This is a genomic window from Geobacter sp. 60473 (assembly GCF_036323535.1).
Lineage (GTDB): Bacteria > Desulfobacterota > Desulfuromonadia > Geobacterales > Geobacteraceae > Geobacter > Geobacter sulfurreducens.
The window spans coordinates 741,331-759,068 of record NZ_AP028967.1; the positions used below are offsets into that span (position 1 = coordinate 741,331).

Here is a 17,738-nt window from a genome sequence, read left to right on the forward strand (position 1 = left end):
TTTGGTAACGGGTGGGATTGCAGCGCTCAGCCGGTTGTTCGAAGCCCGGCGGCGATGGCGTTGACCGTTTCCAGGAGGCGGAAGAGAAGCTCATCGGAGCAGGCATCAGCCGTGCTTGTCTGTTCGAGCCGCCATCGCCCGAGAAGCTCTATCTGGCGCCGGTGGAGGACAGCCAGTGCCTCGTGGCGCCGGTGGAAAGCTGCATGGACCGCGGCACGGCGTTCCTCAAGGGTCCCGCCGTAAATCTCCTCGAGCATCCGGTTGGTTCGCCGGTACTCGTCGACGATCAGGGAGAAAATCCGCTCCCCGAGCGCCGTGTCGGGGACGAGGCCGGCATAGTCCTCCATAATGGCCGGGTTGGCGGTGGCGATGCTGGTTGCCACATTGGCCACGATGTAGTGAAGGGTGGTCCAGGATTGGGAGTTGCGAACGAGTTCGCGGAATGCGGCCTCGTCATCGTTCTTGAGCCGCTCGAGGGCGGTGCCGGCGCCGAACCAGCCCGAAAGATAGTAGCGGGACTGGCTCCAGCTGAAGACCCAGGGAATGGCCCGCAGATCGGCCAGGGTGGCGCCGCCGGTACGCCGCGCGGGGCGCGAGCCGATGCTGCTCGACTCGATCACGTCGATTGGGGTCGCGTGGCGGAAAAAAGTGATGAACCCCTCGGTGGTGACGAGCTGTTCATAGGCGGAGCGGCTGGTCTCGGCCAACCGGTCCATGACCGTTTCCAGGGGGGGGACCTGTCGGGGGCGGCGGTTCTGGGAGATAGTCACCCCTGCCGTCCCGGCCAGGAGCAGTTCCAGGTTGTAGGCCGCGTTCAAGGGATTTGAGTACTTCTGGGCTATAACCTCACCCTGCTCGGTGAGGCGCAGGTCGCCATCCACCGAACCGTGGGGAAGCCCCCGGAGGAAGCGGCTCGTGGGACCGGCTCCCCGGCTGATGGTGCCGCCGCGCCCGTGGAAAAAGCGGAGCCGGACTCCCCTGGCGCGTCCTGCCTCGACCATGGCCTCCTGACCCCGATAAAGGCCCCAGAGGCTGGCGATGATACCACCATCCTTGTTGCTGTCGCTGTAGCCTATCATCACCTGCTGGACCCGTTCGGCCCCGCACAGATGGTCCAGGGTGCGGCGCGTCATGGGATGGTCCAGGAAGGCGCCGAGGATCCCGGCGCTGCCGCGCAGATCGTCGATGGTCTCGAAGAGGGGCACCACCGGCAGGAGGCAGAGCTGCCCCTCGGCCGTCGTGGAGGTGAGACCTGCTTCCCGGGCCAGGAGATAGACCACCAGCAGGTCCGAGAGGCTGCGGGTCATGCTGACGATCAGGGCCCCGAGTCCGTCGGTGCCGTGCCTGCGGATGTGGGCCGCCAGGACTCGGTAGCAGTCGACCACCGCTTCGGCTTCTTTGCCGGGCCGGCAGTCGTGGCGGGCAAAGGGGCGAGGGGATGCCAGTTCCCGGTTGAGGAAGGCGAGACGGCGCTCCTCGTCCCACTCCGCGAAACCGGTTTCGGCCATGCCCGCTGCCGCCATGAGCTGTTCGACCGCCAGATCGTGATAGTGGCTGTTCTGACGGATGTCGAGGGATGCCAGGTGAAAGCCGAAAACCTCCACCGCGCGGAGCACCGGAACCACGTCGGCCCGGGCGATGCGGGAGGCCCCAACCGCTTCGAGGCTTTTCCTGAGGAGCCGAAGATCCTCCGCCAGCTCTTCCGACCGGTGGTACTGAGTCCTCCCTTCTTCGCAGAGGGTCTGGCCCGCACCGTCTACCTCCACCGGCACCATGGCCTTCATGAGGTTGACCATCTGGCGCCACGGCTCTTCGGGATTGCGGTTCATGGCCTCAACCCCGCGCGGACCGAGTCGGTCGGCAAGTTCCCCAATGCGGTTGCAGAAATCTTTCGGTGGGGGGAGGATACGGCGGGAGATGCTTAAACGGCTTCCCAGGGCGGTAAGCTGCCCGTGGATAAGCATGAGGGCGTTCAATCGCAACTCCCTGAGAGTTTGCTGCGTGATCTGCGCCGTCACCAGAGGGTGTCCGTCACGGTCACCTCCCACCCACGTGCTGAAACCGAGGCGGGGGAGCTGATTTCCCGTTGGGAGGTCGGCGTCGGCCAGGCCGGCTTCTTTCCATGCATGGCGGAGCCGGCGGTCCAGTATTGCCACCACCTGGGGGAAAATTTCCCGCAGGTGGTAGATAATTCCATCCAACTCGTTCAGGACATGAGGTTTTTCCAGATGGACCTCGCCCGTGTGCCAGAGACGCTCCAGCATGGCGATGAGCTCTTCGCGGATATCCCGGCGCTCCGCAGGGGTCCAGACAGTATTCTCGAGTTTGACCAGCAGCAGGTAGAGCTCTCTCAGGTGCCTGAGCACCGAGGCTCGCTTTGCCTCAGTGGGGTGGGCGGTAAGCACCGGCTCCACCCGGATGCTCCCCAGATCGCCGGCGATTTCTTCGTCGGTGATACCAAGCCCCCGCAGCTGGCCGATGACCTTTCCCCAGAGTCCCGGTTCGGCAGCAATTCCTTCCTCCGTTTCGCGCGTCCGGCGAAACTGTACAGAGGTGTTCTCCTCCGCCATGTTGAGAAGCTGGAAGGCGATCGACCATGCCCTGACGAGCCTGGAATCGTCGGAAAAATCTCCGGGTTTCCCGGTCCAGGGAAGGTTTGCCGCAAGGGAATGCTCTCCCAGTCCTCCGAGCATCTCACTGAGGCAGTTCATGAGATAGTCAAGATCGCGTTGCAGTTTTTCCGCTTCCCCCGGGGGGATGGGATCAGGCATAGGGAACTCCCATGGAGGCTGCACGGGGAGACGGTTTGGCCGTCTCCCCGTGTAGTCCGGTTACTTCGCGACTTTTTCGAATGAACCGGTTTCGGATCGATATTCGAGCAGTTCGCCGGCTGCGATATCGAAATACCAGCCGTGGAGGGTAAGTTCACCCCGGGCGACCCGTTCGTCGATCCAGGGGAAGGAATGGAGGTTCTCCAGGGAGAGGAGTATGGCAGCCTGCTCGGCGGCCCGCTGCTGCAGGGCCGTATCCTTTTCCGGCAGCTCCGCCAGGACCCGCTCGCGGGCGGGTGTGGCGATGGACATCCAACGGGAGATAAACCCTCCCCCTTTGCAGCCGCAGCTTCCTTTCATGAGGGCGTTAATGCCGCCGCACTGGGAGTGCCCAAGTACGATGATATGCTCGACCCCCAGGTGGCAGACCGCGAATTCCAATGCCGCACTTACCCCATGAAGCCCGCCGTTTTCCTCGAAGGGAGGGACCAGGTTGGCCACGTTGCGAACGGTGAAGATGTCGCCCGGGGCGCAGTCGGTGAGGATGGCCGGATCGACCCGGGAATCGGAACAGCCGATAATCATGGTCTTGGGGCTCTGCCCCTGTTTCAGGTGTTCGAAGGGTGAGTATTCCGATCCGAAATAGTCCTCCCTGAACCGTCGGAAGCCGGTTATGAAGCGTTCGATGTCCTTCATTTGTCCTCCGTGTGTGCCGCGCCCCCCAGCAGGAGGGCGCGGCACGTCATGTCAGGATTTCAGTCTAGCCAAGGCCTCGTCAGCGGTCAGGTCATAGCGCTCCCGCTCCTTGCGGGCTGCCTCTTCCAGGGACTTGTCGATCTCCGGGTACTTGAGGGCCAGAATGCGGGCTGCCAGCATGGCCGCATTGCGGCTCCCGTCGATGGCCACCGTGGCCACCGGCACGCCCGGGGGCATCTGCACGGTGGAGAGGAGGCTGTCCATTCCCGACAGGGGGCCGTTTCCGAGCGGCAGACCTATAACCGGCAGCCGCGTATGTCCGGCGATGACGCCCGCCAAGTGGGCGGCCACACCGGCACAGCCGATGAGTACCTGCACCCCTTCCTTCTGGGCCCGGTCCAGGTAGGCGAGGACCTTGTCGGGGGTGCGATGGGCTGAGGCCACCACGATCTCACTCGGGATACCCAGTTCCGTCAGAGTGTCCCGAACCTTGACCACCGTGGGGAGGTCGTTGGGACTGCCGGTCAGGATTCCAACCAATGGTGAACGGCTGGAAAGATCACCGGTCATGCTCTTCTTCACGGTCTTTTTCATTACGTTTCTCCTATGGGTTGGGCGTTCAGCGTTTGGGGATGAATTCGACGCGCCGGTTACTGGACCAGGCGGACTCGTCGTGGCCATCCACGGCGGGTTTCTCTTCGCCGTAGCTCACCACGGTCATGCGGGCTGCATCGATACCGAGATTCAACAGATACTTCAGGGAGGATTTGGCACGCTGTTCACCCAGGGCAAGGTTGTACGCGTCAGAGCCCCGTTCGTCGGTGTGCCCTTCGAGTATAACAGCTGCATTGGGGTTTTTCCGGAGCCATTCAGCATTGCGGGCCAAGGTCTCCCGAGCCGTGGTGGTAAGGACCCAGGCATCAAAATCGAAGTAGATGGTTTTCATGGGGCTCGCCACAGCGGCATCACCGGCTTGGGACGTACTGCCTTCCACGATGTCCGTTACGGCAACGGGTTCGCCGGACTCAATCCGCGTTGCCGGAGGCGAGGTGGTTTCCGGTGCACTGGGCTGCGTCGGCACCGATACGATGGAAGGCTCCGACACTACGAGTTCCTTCTTGGCGCACCCTGCGGCAACGGCAATGGTGCAAACGACGAGAAGCATGGTTGAAAGTCGTTTCATGTAATTCTCCTTGTGTGTGATGGCTCTTCAGACGACACGTCGCGCGCCGGCAACGGATGGTGCGGACGCACGCAGGTGAGTGCACGGGCAAGGAATTGCCGGGCCTTCCGTGTCACATGACAGCCATGAACAGTTGTTGTGATGGTTCTTCTGTTGTAGGGGGCGTCAGGCGATATTCTGGGGGGGGACGAAAATCTCCGGGTAAACCTGTGGCGGTATCCGGAATGGTTCGCTAAAAAGGAGAAGGGATTCGCTGGGCTGGTAGATGGGAACCAGCCGGTCGGGGCAGAAGTAAGTGGTGTAGTCGATAAAAGAGTGCTTGGGCGGCTTGAAGTCGTCAATATCCGTCTGGGAGTCGTCCGCCTCGAAGCTGGCGCTGCTGCTGAAGGTGATCTGCTCCTGGAGGGGAGCGAAAATCTGTCCCGTGAGCATGAGGGAGTACCCCGTCACGTGCAGGGTGATGATCAGCAGCAGAAGCGCGTTGGCTTTTTTCAGGCGACCGCGAAGGTACATGGCTCGAATCTTTCGGTGACGATCAATAACCACCAGCATCATATTCAGGGGTATTCATTTGTCAAGACGGAATCTTCCGGCCTGTTCAGGGGATACGTCGTACGTTCAGCGCTCTGCCGAGCACAATCGCCACGAGGGCTACCCCTCCTGAAAAAAGCGCTCCCATTTTGGCCGAGCCCTGGATTTCCGGCTCCACAAAGGCCACCCCGGCCACAAAAAGGGCCACGGTGAGGCCGATGCCCGCCACCAGTCCCGTCATGGCCAGTTCTTTGGCACCGACCTTTTCCGGAAGGGGAAAGCCGAAGGACTTGCCCGCGTATCCCATAACGAAGATACCGACCGTTTTGCCGATCACGAGAGACGCCAGTACGAGCCAGGTTGCAGGTCCCATCGAGGAGAAGCCGACCCCCGCATTGGCTAGGCCGAACATGAAGAGACCGAAGTCGACGACGATCTTCCAGTCATGCTCGAACCGGGCCAGGGTCGAGGTGTCGCGCGGATCGGCCTCGAACAGGTGAGCCGTTTCCCGGCTCGGATGCGGCAGGAAGGGAATGATGAAGACGAGGGCGAGGGCGGGGTGCAGGTGGGCCTTGAACAGGCCGGTCCATGCAAGTCCGCCCCCCACGACGACATAGGGCCAGTAGCTTCTTGATTTCAGGCTCCTGAGGATATAGGCGACAACCATGCCGGCGACCGTCAGGAAAAGCCAGATCGGCTCGGTCGGATGGTTCGGGTCGGGATAGAATACGGCGATGATGGCAAGTCCTATGGCATCGTCCGCCACCGCCAGCAGAAGCAGAAACGATACCGCGGGATGCCCGGCTCCGAAGACGAGCCGGGCTACCAACCATGCAAGCGCGATATCGGTGGCGGTGGGGATGCCCCAGCCGCGCGTCAGTTCCGGACTGCCGATGATGGCGTTAAGTCCCAGGTAGACAAGCACCGGGCCGACGACCCCTCCAAGAGTCGCCAGAAGCGGATTGACCGCCTTTCGCAGTGGATTCAGATCGCCGCCCGGAAGGCAGCTTTGAGTTATTTCAACCGCAGCTATTCCGAAAAAAAGGACCATGAACAGCTCGTTCACCACGAAGTGGAAGCTCATCCTTCCGAAGAAGGGCTGTTCAATGAAGGAGTGGTAGCCGGCCGGGTCGAGGTTGGCCCAGAGCAGGGCCACCACGACACCGGCGATCAGAGGCACCGAAAATTCACGCAGCAGGTTGATCCTTTTTCTCAAATCCTATCCTTTCAGTCAGCCATGCACGACTGCTATGCGGCATTGCAGAGCCTGCGCCCCGCCATTCTCGTCCGATGGTGCTCGTCGATTCCCGCCAGGTCGCGAACGTGACGGGCCAGGGATCTCACGTCCACTACCGGCCGCGCCCCCGGCACGAGCGGGTCCCTGCCGAGGCTGAGCGCCGTTCCCCCCTGATTGAGGGCCCAGCGCAGGGCTGTGGCATCGTTCTCGTCACTGCCGGCGCAGACCACGTCTCCGCGATATCCCAGGAACCGGCACAGCGCTTGAGCGCCGAATGCCATGGTGATCTCGGGAAGAAACTGGATCTCCACCATGGTGGTATTCCGGTAAAGAGCCACCCTCCACCCCTTCAGGACGGCAGCGAGCCGGGCGAAGAGCGTCTGGCGTGCCTTGGTGTTCGCCTCCTGTGTGTGGAGCGCCGCGGACCAGCGCCGGTCCTCAAGTTCCACGCCCGGCAGGTCGGCGACTGCCCGCAGTGTCGGCAGCAGGGCGTCGCGGGTTTCCATCAACATGTCCTTGGGCTTGCCCGAAAGGGTCATTGATTCGCCGCCGGGTATGTGCCATTCGGTTCCGCAGCTGCCGCCGAGGTAAATGCCCTCGATCGGTACGCGGGAAACGAGATCGTCGAGAGGACGGCTGGACAGAACGGCAACCCGGTGGCCGGGAAGCGCGGCGAGTTCTTCCAGAAACTGGCGTGTCACCCGGTGCAGGCGTGCCTTGGCGTAGCAGGCTCCGGCAGCGGTGAGCGTCCGGTCGAAAGAGAAAATCCAGAGACGTTTCAGAGAATCTGTTGTAAGCATCGTTGCACCTCCGTTGTCCCGGGACCGCGGCGGGCGGTTTCCCGGAATGCTGTTGCGGCCGAAATTAAAGATAAAAAACGGCCGAGCGCACTATCGGTTGACAGGGACGGGGAGAAACGGTGAATCAGCGTCGGCCGGCGACATGCCGGCGGCTGGTGTCGCCTTGACCTGACCAGGTCCGATGGACCCATGGCCGGTCTGAGCGTTACGGCACCAAAGGCTGATTCGCTTCAGGCCTGATTCTGGGGCGGGACAAACCAGTCGAGGTAGACCTGGGGCGGTGCTCTCAGGGGGTCGTGAACATCGAGCAGGGCGAAGGACGGACAATAGGCCGGAAGGATCGTCTCATCCGCGCAGCAGGGGGTCAGGTCTCCGTGGGCCAAGGGGCACTCGGATGCCGGAGTCGAGCTGCCGTCGTTCTGCTCCCCGTCGGCGGGGCAGAGCCGGTCGGTGTGGTGATGGTGGGACGAGTCGACCACCTTGGGGACGACCAGATGGCATGCCACGCCGAACCCGACGGTGGAGAAGATGAAAATGACCGTCGCCAGAACTGCCGCAAGGCAGGTATGGAAAATACTCACGGTACGCATACAGATAATCTTTTACAACATTATGATAATTTTTGTCAAGAACAAGGGCGCCTGACGCCGCTGAAGGCGTTTAAATAACTTCGCTAATTGGCCGGCCGCTTGGCGCCGGAAAGGCCTCTGGTAGTGGTGTTTTGACATGGATGATGCCGGTTGTCGCGGCCTTGCGGGCGGGAAGCGGGTTGGTCGAAGAGGTGCGGAAATGAAAGAGGGCGGCCATGGGCCGCCCTCCGGTACGAAGCGATCTATTTCTTTGCAGCCGCCTTTGCGAAGCGTCCGCCGGTTTGCATCGGGTCCCCCTTATATCCCAGGGCCTTCCAGTTCATCCGGGTACCCCCCATGTGGCACTCACCGCATTGCAGCGCCTTGTCCCGGGACGCCACCTCATGGTTGATGCTGCCGTAGAAGGCGGTCTTCACAAACTGGTACTTGCCGCTGTAGGGGACCTGGGATCCCTTGGCGCCTTTTTTCAGGGCGTTCTCCCAATCATAGTCCTTCCAGAGCGCATTGTGGGTCTGGGGGATCAGGAGGCAGTTGCTGAGCGAATCCATGGGCTGTTTGCCCGTATGGACCTTAAAGGGGAAAATCTTGGCTTTCTTGTCGGTGATGTCACCCAGCGGCCTGGAGATGTTGACCACCTTTGACGGATCCTTGATCTTCTGCCCCTTCAGGTACCGCTCAATGGTCCCGTTATACCAGGCATAGGCGGGAACGACATCTTTGCCCCAGGTAAAGGTTCCCTTGTGCTTCATGAAGGTCTCCTTGTCGAACTGCTCGCCGGCTTCGATATCCTTGCCCACGTCTGACCAGTCCCAGCTCATCTTGGTGGCCTGTCCCTTGGCGAAGACCGGAATGTGGCAGGTCTGGCAGGCAACCGTGGCCAGGTGGCGGTTGATGAGGGCGCCGTTTTTCGACTTCTGGTGAGGGGCATTGGCGCCGGTGTGGCACTCCTCGCACGCAACGCGCTCCGAGTAGGTGGCCAGGAAGGTGGAGGCGCCGGCGATCTGGTGGTGGCTCGTCTTGTGGCACTGCTGGCACGTCATGCCCAGTCCGCCGCTCTCGGTGGTGCCCATGTGGACGTCATGATCGCGCTTGGGCTTCTCCATGGTCGAGTCGAGGTCGCCGTGCTTCACCGCGTCGCCGCCGCCGCCGTAGAAGTGGCAGACTCCGCAGTTCGCAAGCCCCGGCTTGCCTACATTCCGGGCCGCCTTCTCCAAATCGAGCTTGCCCGCCGCAATGGCCTTGGGATCGGGCTGCCCGGCCAGCCCCTTCTTGTACTGCCGGTCGCTGGTGTGGCACACGAGACAGTCGATATTGTTCTTATTGGTAAAGTCGAATGTATTATCGGTCCAGCCATAGCTCGGATGACATTTTGCGCAGAACTCCTGGTTGTCGCACCGGTCGCCGCCCTCGATGGAGATGCAGAAATTGTTGATCAGGTTTGCCTTGCCGTACTCTACCGTGCTTTTCTCCAGGCCCTTCACCAGCTTCGGCGGTCCCTTCCATTTCCAGTGGGATGAGGAAAGTACCTGATCCCCGGCCTCGGAGTGGCATTCGAGACAGGCCTTGGTCACGTCCTGGCCGGTCTTGAAGGGGCCCTTCACGAATTCCGCGTGATCCGCGCCGGCAAAGGCGCTGATGGCGGCCATTGTGATGGCTGATGCTGCGATGACTGCTCCCGTTTTCATCCTCATGCGCTGATTACCCCCGTCCTGCAGATTAATATAGAAGACAGCATATATAAACATATGTATAATAACGTGTCAATATTTTGTTGTGTCGGGCCAATCCTTTTCGTCTGGCACGCACGGCATGAAGAACTGGACAGTCTCCCGCGCTGCGGAGTAGTATGCGGCGCTGAGATAATCACCATCCGCAAAGAGAGAAGGTAGCCGTGAAAAGAAGAGTGCTTGTCATGGCCTGCACGGCCATAATGCTCGGCCGCGGGGCCGAGGGGAATGCGTCCGAGGCGGCGGTTGAGCCGCCGGCATCGCTCACGTGTGAGGAGTCGCTTGAACGCCGGCAGAAACTTGTGGAGGAGCTTCAGACCCTCCAGATCAGGCTGGAGCAGAAAATCCGGGAGATGGAGTGCAGTCCCACCGTTTCCAGCGATGAATTGCTGGCAAAAAATGTGCGCCACCTGCAGGAACTCTCAGCCAACACCCGCGCACAGCGCCAATCCATGGCAGACTTCGAGAAATTCGTCACCTGGATGAGTTCAAGTCTCGCCGGCTACGAAAAGTACATCCAGGCCGGCTCCGTGGTTGCCGGCTTTGCCCGGGTCCTGCCGATCCCCTATGCGGGGCAGGCCTCAGTCCTGACCAAATTTGTTTCCCAAGGGGTTCTCTCCCTGAACGCCGCTTCCGGCTCCATTGCCTCGTACCTGAAGACTTCCGACAGGTACTTGGCCATGGTCGACGCCATAGACCCTGTCCGCCCCGATGCCGTCAAGGTCTCAGCTGCTGCCCGCTATGCCGACGGCGAACTCCTGCGCGCCATGACCGATGTCCAGGCCAAGTTGCGGACGTCGGCCGATGTTTCAGCATCCACCCTTTCGTTTCTGGAAACCCTTGATCACTACGCGGGAAATACTGATGAATACTGGGCAAAGACAAAGGCGTTCGTCACCCGCAACGACGCCTATAAAAACGATAAAAGTTACCTGGCTGCCAGTATCGAAGGACTCAGGAACCGTGCTGCGGGCTTCAACGGACGACTCAGGCTTTTCGAAGAATCAGCGAAAAAGGATCTCCCCCTCATAAAGAACCTGGTTGCCTATGACGACCTCATCCGTGAGTTGGACAGGAAACGGGCGTCCGGTGGTGGAAGTGGCGCGGCGGCGCAGGTGGTGAATTAATTTGTATAATTGACAATGTGAATATATAAATGTAGTGTAGCGAGTTGATCGGTATCAACGATAATGCGAACGGCCATGAACCATGGAGGGGGCTTGAATACGCAGCTCTGAAGGCGTTTTGCCTTGCTTCGGCAACAAAACCGCGTGGGTTCGGGTAATGAATCTCAAACAAAGAATGACACTCGCCATTTCGGCGTTGATGGTTTTGTTCGCCGTGTTCATGGCGGTCGTCGCGGTCGGCTATTTCGAGCGCAAACTCAACGAAACCATTGTCAATCAGCAAAGTTCGCTGGTCAGCTACATTGCCGGCGAAATCGACAACACCCTCGGCATTGCCCAGGGGCTTCTCGTTGCCAGCGCCACATTCGTTCCCGCCGACGCCCTCGATTCCCCGGAACGAACCCGGCGATTCCTCCAGAGCAGGACAAGCCTCAACAAGCTGTTCGGCAACCGGTTGCTGGTTATCTCCGCCGACGGACGGCTGATCGCCACATCCCATAACGTTCCCGGAAGCAACCCTCCGTCCAATTTTTCCGAAACTCCGTTTATCCGCGAAACCCTCAGGAAACGAATTCCCCTTATTTCCGAGATAACGACCTGCTGCATCTCGCCCCATTCTTCGGAAATCGTCATGACCGCGCCGATTTTTGGCCCGGGCAACCAGGTGCGGGGAGTTCTCGCCGGGACCATAGCCCTTCGCGAGACGAACCTGCTGTCGCGTTTCGGTACCCTTCGCATCGGCAAAACAGGCTATCTTCAGCTGGCAACGGCTAACCAGACATTGATAGTGCACCCTGAGCGCGAGTGTATCCTGCATCAGATCGGCCCCCTCCACGGCAATCTCGTGGCTGATGCCGTCAAGGGGTTTTCCGGCACCCGGCGCACGGTGAACAACAAGGGCGTTCCCATGTTCACCACGGCGCGCAAACTGGCGTTGAAGGATTGGGTGGTGATGGCGAACTACCCGGAAAAAGAGGTCCTGGCACCCATACGTGCCGCCCGGGTTGTTATAGGGGTCTTTACGGTGGCGGGGGTTGGCGCGCTGATCATTCTCATCTCCCTGTCGATCGGCTATCTCACTCGTCAACTTACAGCATTCACCGACCATATCCGTGGGCTTTCCGAAAAGGAGGGCGCCGACCGACGGTTTCCCCTGCCCGATACCGGTGACGAGATCTCTGCGCTGTCAACCGCATTTAACGAGATGGTGACGTCCCTTGATCAACGGACCGAGAGCCTGTGCGAGAGCGAAGAGCGGTTTCGCAGTACGTTCGAGCAGGCTGCGGTCGGTATTGCCCATGTGGATATGGATGGACGGTTCATCAGGCTCAATAGCCGCTTCAGCGACATCCTCGGCTATGCCGAGCACGAATTGCTCGGTATGACCGTTGCCGATATTGCCTGTCCGGAATATCTGGAGAGCTGCCAATCCTGCCGGCAGCAACTTCTTGACGGAAAGCGTTCGTGTGCCGCAGAAAACCGCTATCTCCGCAAAGGGGGGGCCCACGTCTGGGTCAACCAGACGGCATCGGTGCTGCTGGATTCATCTGACAAGCCTAAGTATTTCATCATGGTCATCGAGGATATTTCGGCCCGTAAAGGGGCGGAGGAAGAGGTCCGCCGGCTCAATGCGGGCCTTGAGCAGCGCGTCGCCGATCGGACCGCCGAACTGGAGTCGGTCAACATCCGTCTCATGGCGGAAATTGAGCAGCGGGCCCAGGCGCAGGAGGAGATCGGTTGGCTGAACGAGGATCTCATGCGGCAGAAGGCGGCCCTGGAAGCCGCCAATCGAGAACTGGAGGCGTTCAGCTACTCGGTTTCCCATGACCTGCGAGCACCCCTGCGGCATATTGCCGGCTATGGCCTCGCCCTTCGGGAAGACTACGGCGGGCAGCTCGATACGCAGGCTCTCGAGTACATCGAGCGGATGAACGCATCCGCTCGACGGATGGAGCAGCTGATCGAAGCTATGCTCAACCTGTCGCGGCTGGGGCAGGGTGACGTCAAGCGAATGCCCATCGACATGAGCGCCATGGCACGCGAGGTCGTGGCCGGCTTGCGCGAGGCCGAGCCGGACAGGAATACAGTGATTACCATTGCCGATGGACTCGCCGCCACGGGGGACCCCCAGCTGATGCGCATTGTTCTGGAAAATTTGCTTGGAAATGCATGGAAATATACGAGTAGGTCGCTGCTGGCCGAAATTGAGTTCGGTTCTCTGACCGACGGGCAGCCGGCGTTTTTCGTGAGGGATAACGGAGCGGGCTTCGACATGGCCTTTGCCGATAGGCTGTTCGGACCATTCCAGCGGTTGCACCGTGATGACGAATTCGCCGGAACCGGCATCGGCCTTGCCACGGTCCGGCGCATTATCAACCGGCACCGGGGACGCATCTGGGCCGAGAGTGCACCTGGGGCCGGTGCCGTGTTCTACTTCACAATCTGATAGCGGTTGGGTGGGGAAGGAGATGATGCGGTTAGTGGCGCGCGGGGGAGGGCCGGTGATAGCTCAGAGGAGGAACAGTTCGTCGACGGCAGCCCGGATCTCAACGATGGAGCCGTCAAGTTCGGCAACAATCAGTTTCTCGTCAAAGTCCGACCCGCCCAGTGACCTGCGAATAACGCCCCACGACGGGTGGTTTTCGAGAAGCGTGCGGACCGAATCAACCGGTTTGTGCCCCTCGAATCCAAGTCGCCGCAGGGTGCAGTATTCGTCCGCAAAGGCGACCATCGCCACGATGGCGGCCTGCTTGTAGGGAACCGCCTCGATGTCATGGTGATAGAGGATGGTGTCGCAGATAAATTCGTTCAAACTCCATCGCTTGGCTAAGGCGAAGCCCACCTCGCAATGAGAAGTACCGAACAGCCTTTCTTCCGCTTGGCCGAAGGTGATCTTTTCCTCGTCGACCAGCGTGACCACCTGTGAAAATTCCTTGCCCCTGAAAAAATTGATGAAAACTTCGCCCACGTCGTGGAGCAGCCCAGCCACGTAGACGTTGACGGGATTAAGAAATCCGGTGCGTTCGGCAATAAGCTTGGCAATGCGGGCAACACCCAGCGAGTGGGCCCAGAGCGTTGATCGGTTGAGGGGGCCTTTGCCCGTTTTGAACAGGTCCACGATGGCGCAGGTGAAAATCGCTTCCCTGAGCAGATCGAGACCCAGGTAAATGACCGCATCCCTGATTGAGCTGATCGGGCGTGCGGCACTGTAAAGCGGAGAGTTGGCCAGGTGCACAACCCGAGCGGTCAGTACCTGGTCCTGCAAAAGCAAGTCCGCCACTTCGTCGATGGCGACGTCGGGGTCATTAAGCTTGCCTGCTATTCGCAAAACAATGTCAGGGACGGTCGGCAGTTCGTCGACCCCAGACATGAATTCCCGTGCCAGGGTAAGCCGGGTTTCCACGTCGCGTCCGGAAATATCCATCATAGCCTCCAATGACACTCACCATACCATATTATTGCCCCTATTTCCACTAGTTAACATTACATTAGCCCGTTTGACACCCCGTATGCACGGCAAAAAGGCGTAATTGTGCAAATTCAGCGCAGCAAAGTGCAGCTATTGCATGCAGTTAGGTGTTTTGTTGTGGTTTAAAATTATAAATTTTGAATTAAAACAGGTTGTTGGCGGGCGATTGCAGGGCGGCATGTCTTTTGATTTCGTCTTGGCGATGTCGTCTACTGACTGGTCGGGAGGAGGAAAAGAGGTTGGTTGAGGTGAGGTCGGATGGTAAGCGGACACAGGCGTTTGTCATGATTCTTGTTGTGCTGGTCGTGATATGCATGGCAACAGCGGTGGGTATTCTCCACCTGGCCTCCCATGCCGATGACGGACTGCTGGCCGGACAGGCGGAGCTTTTCTCCTTTTCGGTGTTTCCTGCGGTTCATGCCCGTCAACTGTCAACGAGTGGACGGACAGAGCCGGAAGCCCTCTATACCATGGACTTGGTCTATGAAACGTTCGAGGGAACTGACGTGGGGCAAAAGACGCTTGATGGCCTGTGCAGGCAATTGGAGATCGAGCCGAGGCATGCCCGGTACAAGCTGCAACAGCGGGGAGTGACGCTCGGCCCGGACGAAAGACTCGGTGACGCCGCGCGTCGCTATGGCGTCAATCCGGTTGCATTGCTTCAGGCGCTACTCGTGGGGGAAAAGGTGCGGAGCAGTCAGCGACGGACTGAGGAGGTGCCTCGACTGCGTTTCATGCCGTAGGGGTGACAATTCATGCAACTCATCGCCTCGCCGGCCAATCCTGCGGAGATGGTCCCGATGATCGACGCCGAGGTGCTCGTATGGCACCGCAGGCAGGGAAAGATTTCTGCGTTGATGACCGGATCGCCGCCATGCCAGCCGTTTTCAGTGTGGGTAGCCTCCAGCGATTCCCGGTGACAGCGGGCGCAGTCGGAGGGGGTTGTTACGGTGTGGCTAACGCCGTTGTGCACGGTGGCATTGTGGCAGGCCAGGCATTCCCTGGAAAGTAAGATTGAGTAGCCGCCGGCCGGCAGATCGTGAAGCTGGTGGCAGGCGAGGCATTCCATCCCTGTCTCTGAGATAAGCCGGTGGTGCCGGTCGAGGTTGGAGCCGATATGACAGGCACGGCAATCGTTGCTGGTCAGGGTCAGCGCCGAGGCTGCGGGAGGTAGCAAGCAGAGAACCGCCAGTGTCGCTGGTATCGCGGTGCGAAGGGATGTGAGGAAAGAAGGCATGGCTATCCTCTCTTTGAGTAGATATCTGGCTGACAGGTCGTTTGCAGGCAATGCTAACGTATCATAATTAAAAATGACTTATCAACCAGGATATTCACTCAGCCGGATATAATGATGGCTGGTTGTCCGGCTGCTCCCAGGACTTCGAGGCGGGGCAGGTCAGAGCTCGGGCCGGTTGTTGCGAGGCTGATGCGCTTGGCTGTGCAAGGCCGTCACGTTCCTGAACGACGTCAACAGCGCATGCACCTACTCGGTATCCGCTGGTAGACGAAAAAAAGCGCGGCCGGATGGCCGCGCGATTGATACTAAGGCATTGCAGAAAAGATGGGCGGGCGCAGGGCACTGGCTCCGCGCCGTGTATTACGATGGAGCTACTGTTCGAACTGGCTGTCAGTGGACACAGGGACGAGGCCGGACTGCAGGCTGCTCTCAATCCGCTGGGCCAGAAGCGATTCCACAAAGGCGAACGCCAGGGTCATCATGCCGTAAGCAGCTGTGACTCCTGCGAGTTCGTCATAGCGGGCAAGTTCAGGCAGGCATTTAATGCTGGTTACCAGGGCAACTGCGCCGAGGGCGCACAGGCCGTGCCGTATAATCCAGCCTTTGTGTCCCGCGATAAGCGCCTTGAGCTCCTCATCATTCCGATCCCGCAGAAATTCCTGATAGCGCAACCAGTCGAGCATGATACGCGGAATCATGACGGCTGAAACGACGGTGGTAAGAACAACCATCATGGTGTAGAGAGTTTCCATATCATCCTCCTTGTCTGCGCGATGTTTGATTTTTTTTGAGCAAAACGCTTGCCGGTGAAATCCCAACACCGTGACTTTATGAAAACAGCACCCTAACGCACAAAAGTTATTGTAATTATTGGGTTCATGATCTTGTTGGTTTTAAGGTATGCGGGAGAGGTGTCGCCATTTGGCATATAGGTGTGGATGTGTTGTGTCTATTATTTTAATATATTAATCTATAATGTAGAGGAATTATGGCAAGATAGGGTAATTTGTATTTCTTGGAGATAATGACGTGAAATGACAGCGGAGGTCGCAAAACCTGGTGATTTGGCTGATAGTGTAGCGTTGTCGCGCTGTTTGGTCGTGTATTTGGAAATATTATTTTTTGTTTATATTTTTGTGCTAATATATCTGAGAGATATGTCGGGGTGTGAAAAGAAAGGAATGTGTGCAGGGCTGCGTCATGCCGAATCACTATCCTGAGGTATACTGAAAACCCAGAGCACCTCTATCCGATGCGGAGGAATCGAGCCATGATCATAGGTGTGCCCCGGGAGATAAAGGTCCACGAATACCGGGTCGGCATGACGCCGGCCGGCGCAGCTGAGCTCACGCGGGAAGGACACAGGGTTCTCGTTGAGGCGGGCGCGGGCGAGGGGAGCGGTTTTGCCGACGATGATTTTCTTTGCTCCGGTGCCCGGGTGGTGGGCCGGGATAACCTCTTCGGTCAGGCCGAGCTCATTGTCAAGGTGAAGGAGCCGCTGCCGGACGAGTATGCGCTGTTGCAGCCCGGGCAGGCGCTTTTTACCTATCTCCACCTGGCTCCAAACGAGGCGCTGGCCCGTGCGCTGCTGAAACGCAGCGTGACCGCTATTGGTTACGAAACTCTGGAGAAGGGGGGAGCGCTGCCGCTGCTTGCGCCGATGAGCGAGATCGCCGGCCGGATGGCCCCCCTGGTGGGAGCGTTTTATCTCCAGCGGATTCACGGCGGCACGGGAACGCTGCCCCCCGGCGTTCCCGGCGTAGCTGCAGGGCGGGCGCTTATCCTCGGCGCTGGGGTGGTGGGCAGTGCCGCGGCACGGGTCTGCCTCGGCCTTGGCATGGAAACAACGGTTATGAACAGGGGGGTCGAACGGCTTCAGAGCCTTGACGACATCTTCAACGGAAGGCTTCGGACCCTGGTCCTCACGGCCGATGCCCTGGCGGATCATCTTCGGGGTGCCGATCTGGTGGTTGGTGCGCTGCTGGTTCCCGGCGGCCGTACTCCGGTACTTATTACCCGCCCCATGCTCGCGACCATGCGGAAGGGGGCGGTCATTGTGGACGTTGCCGTCGACCAGGGTGGATGCGTCGCCACGAGCCGGCCGACCACGCACGACAAGCCTGTGTACGAAGTGGACGGCATCATTCACTACACCGTGGCCAATATGCCGGGCGCCTATCCCCGCACGTCCACCCTGGCGCTCACCAACGCGACCCTTCCCTACGTGCGGTTGCTGGCAAACGTTGGTATTGAGGAAGCGTTGAGGCGCGACCCCGCCCTGGGGGGAGCCCTCAATACCTGGCGGGGCGGCATCGCTCACCGGGCCCTGGCCGAAACCCTGGAACTGCCCCGCGTTACCTTTGCCTGACC

The 17,738-nt window shown here is 59.6% G+C and carries 17 protein-coding genes; 4 read left to right on the forward strand and 13 right to left on the reverse strand.

All coding sequences use genetic code 11. The annotated features are described in order from the left end of the window. Positions 1 to 26 precede the first annotated feature (26 nt). From AABA48_RS03300 to AABA48_RS03345, 10 genes are all read right to left on the reverse strand, one after another. Entirely contained in the window at positions 27 to 2,771 is a 2,745-nt protein-coding gene (locus AABA48_RS03300) for a phosphoenolpyruvate carboxylase (RefSeq protein WP_338271113.1), read from the reverse strand. Between the two features lie 60 nt (positions 2,772 to 2,831). Continuing rightward, complete coding sequence (locus AABA48_RS03305; RefSeq protein WP_286352096.1) at positions 2,832 to 3,467, reverse strand: carbonic anhydrase; 636 nt, start codon at positions 3,465 to 3,467, stop codon at positions 2,832 to 2,834. A 51-nt stretch (positions 3,468 to 3,518) separates the two neighbouring features. Beyond that, the gene (gene purE / locus AABA48_RS03310; RefSeq protein WP_286352097.1) at positions 3,519 to 4,061 is read right to left on the reverse strand and encodes a 5-(carboxyamino)imidazole ribonucleotide mutase; all 543 of its coding nucleotides are present in this window, start codon (positions 4,059 to 4,061) and stop codon (positions 3,519 to 3,521) included. Between the two features lie 25 nt (positions 4,062 to 4,086). Further along, positions 4,087 to 4,650, reverse strand: coding sequence for a peptidoglycan-associated lipoprotein Pal (gene pal, locus AABA48_RS03315; RefSeq protein WP_286352098.1), 564 nt, complete (start codon positions 4,648 to 4,650; stop codon positions 4,087 to 4,089). A 165-nt stretch (positions 4,651 to 4,815) separates the two neighbouring features. Further along, the gene (locus AABA48_RS03320) at positions 4,816 to 5,163 is read right to left on the reverse strand and encodes a hypothetical protein (protein WP_286352099.1); all 348 of its coding nucleotides are present in this window, start codon (positions 5,161 to 5,163) and stop codon (positions 4,816 to 4,818) included. A gap of 85 nt (positions 5,164 to 5,248) precedes the next feature. Further along, a complete protein-coding gene (locus AABA48_RS03325; RefSeq protein ID WP_286352100.1) occupies positions 5,249 to 6,397 on the reverse strand; it encodes a Na+/H+ antiporter NhaA in 1,149 nt (382 codons plus the stop codon). 32 nt (positions 6,398 to 6,429) lie between these two features. Beyond that, positions 6,430 to 7,218: a trehalose-phosphatase gene (locus AABA48_RS03330; RefSeq protein WP_286352101.1), complete on the reverse strand. Its 789-nt coding sequence runs from the start codon at positions 7,216 to 7,218 to the stop codon at positions 6,430 to 6,432. A gap of 230 nt (positions 7,219 to 7,448) precedes the next feature. Continuing rightward, positions 7,449 to 7,808 (reverse strand): hypothetical protein, encoded by a 360-nt coding sequence (locus AABA48_RS03335; protein ID WP_286352102.1) that lies wholly within the window; start codon positions 7,806 to 7,808, stop codon positions 7,449 to 7,451. A 70-nt stretch (positions 7,809 to 7,878) separates the two neighbouring features. Continuing rightward, positions 7,879 to 8,025: a hypothetical protein gene (locus AABA48_RS03340; RefSeq protein ID WP_286352103.1), complete on the reverse strand. Its 147-nt coding sequence runs from the start codon at positions 8,023 to 8,025 to the stop codon at positions 7,879 to 7,881. Positions 8,026 to 8,050: 25 nt separating this feature from the next. Continuing rightward, positions 8,051 to 9,499, reverse strand: coding sequence for a tetrathionate reductase family octaheme c-type cytochrome (locus tag AABA48_RS03345; RefSeq protein ID WP_286352104.1), 1,449 nt, complete (start codon positions 9,497 to 9,499; stop codon positions 8,051 to 8,053). A 200-nt stretch (positions 9,500 to 9,699) separates the two neighbouring features. Here AABA48_RS03345 and AABA48_RS03350 point away from each other — a divergent pair, with 200 nt between their 5' ends. Both AABA48_RS03350 and AABA48_RS03355 read left to right on the forward strand, forming a co-directional pair. Continuing rightward, complete coding sequence (locus AABA48_RS03350; protein WP_286352105.1) at positions 9,700 to 10,662, forward strand: hypothetical protein; 963 nt, start codon at positions 9,700 to 9,702, stop codon at positions 10,660 to 10,662. A gap of 157 nt (positions 10,663 to 10,819) precedes the next feature. Further along, positions 10,820 to 13,108, forward strand: a complete 2,289-nt coding sequence (locus AABA48_RS03355) for a sensor histidine kinase (RefSeq protein ID WP_286352106.1) — start codon at positions 10,820 to 10,822, stop codon at positions 13,106 to 13,108. Between the two features lie 63 nt (positions 13,109 to 13,171). Here AABA48_RS03355 and AABA48_RS03360 read toward each other — a convergent pair whose 3' ends face one another. Further along, entirely contained in the window at positions 13,172 to 14,086 is a 915-nt protein-coding gene (locus AABA48_RS03360; protein ID WP_119333075.1) for an HDOD domain-containing protein, read from the reverse strand. Positions 14,087 to 14,415: 329 nt separating this feature from the next. On the opposite strand from AABA48_RS03360, the gene AABA48_RS03365 reads away from it, so the two are divergent. Continuing rightward, a complete protein-coding gene (locus AABA48_RS03365; protein ID WP_286352107.1) occupies positions 14,416 to 14,874 on the forward strand; it encodes a hypothetical protein in 459 nt (152 codons plus the stop codon). Here the strand turns inward: AABA48_RS03365 and AABA48_RS03370 are convergent. Both AABA48_RS03370 and AABA48_RS03375 read right to left on the reverse strand, forming a co-directional pair. Continuing rightward, positions 14,829 to 15,368 (reverse strand): cytochrome c3 family protein, encoded by a 540-nt coding sequence (locus AABA48_RS03370; protein WP_286352108.1) that lies wholly within the window; start codon positions 15,366 to 15,368, stop codon positions 14,829 to 14,831. The two genes, AABA48_RS03365 and AABA48_RS03370, sit on opposite strands and share 46 nt — an antisense overlap. A gap of 371 nt (positions 15,369 to 15,739) precedes the next feature. After that, positions 15,740 to 16,120 carry a hypothetical protein gene (locus tag AABA48_RS03375; protein WP_286352109.1) on the reverse strand — a complete coding sequence of 127 codons (381 nt, stop codon included), beginning with the start codon at positions 16,118 to 16,120 and terminating at the stop codon, positions 15,740 to 15,742. A 518-nt stretch (positions 16,121 to 16,638) separates the two neighbouring features. Between AABA48_RS03375 and ald the strand changes: the two genes are divergently transcribed. Next, on the forward strand, positions 16,639 to 17,736 hold the full coding sequence (gene ald, locus AABA48_RS03380) for an alanine dehydrogenase (protein WP_286352110.1): 1,098 nt from the start codon (positions 16,639 to 16,641) through the stop codon (positions 17,734 to 17,736). Positions 17,737 to 17,738 lie beyond the last annotated feature (2 nt).

Bases quoted from the DNA above. Each gene is read 5' to 3' on its own strand.
- purE (WP_286352097.1), bottom strand. From the start codon at position 4,061: ATGAAAAAGACCGTGAAGAAGAGCATGACCGGTGATCTTTCCAGCCGT.
- AABA48_RS03355 (WP_286352106.1), top strand. From the start codon at position 10,820: ATGAATCTCAAACAAAGAATGACACTCGCCATTTCGGCGTTGATGGTT.
- AABA48_RS03320 (WP_286352099.1), bottom strand. From the start codon at position 5,163: ATGTACCTTCGCGGTCGCCTGAAAAAAGCCAACGCGCTTCTGCTGCTG.
- AABA48_RS03330 (WP_286352101.1), bottom strand. From the start codon at position 7,218: ATGCTTACAACAGATTCTCTGAAACGTCTCTGGATTTTCTCTTTCGAC.
- AABA48_RS03300 (WP_338271113.1), bottom strand. From the start codon at position 2,771: ATGCCTGATCCCATCCCCCCGGGGGAAGCGGAAAAACTGCAACGCGAT.
- AABA48_RS03345 (WP_286352104.1), bottom strand. From the start codon at position 9,499: ATGAGGATGAAAACGGGAGCAGTCATCGCAGCATCAGCCATCACAATG.
- AABA48_RS03305 (WP_286352096.1), bottom strand. From the start codon at position 3,467: ATGAAGGACATCGAACGCTTCATAACCGGCTTCCGACGGTTCAGGGAG.
- AABA48_RS03360 (WP_119333075.1), bottom strand. From the start codon at position 14,086: ATGGATATTTCCGGACGCGACGTGGAAACCCGGCTTACCCTGGCACGG.
- AABA48_RS03365 (WP_286352107.1), top strand. From the start codon at position 14,416: ATGATTCTTGTTGTGCTGGTCGTGATATGCATGGCAACAGCGGTGGGT.
- AABA48_RS03335 (WP_286352102.1), bottom strand. From the start codon at position 7,808: ATGCGTACCGTGAGTATTTTCCATACCTGCCTTGCGGCAGTTCTGGCG.
- AABA48_RS03370 (WP_286352108.1), bottom strand. From the start codon at position 15,368: ATGCCTTCTTTCCTCACATCCCTTCGCACCGCGATACCAGCGACACTG.
- AABA48_RS03375 (WP_286352109.1), bottom strand. From the start codon at position 16,120: ATGGAAACTCTCTACACCATGATGGTTGTTCTTACCACCGTCGTTTCA.
- ald (WP_286352110.1), top strand. From the start codon at position 16,639: ATGATCATAGGTGTGCCCCGGGAGATAAAGGTCCACGAATACCGGGTC.
- pal (WP_286352098.1), bottom strand. From the start codon at position 4,650: ATGAAACGACTTTCAACCATGCTTCTCGTCGTTTGCACCATTGCCGTT.
- AABA48_RS03340 (WP_286352103.1), bottom strand. From the start codon at position 8,025: ATGGCCGCCCTCTTTCATTTCCGCACCTCTTCGACCAACCCGCTTCCC.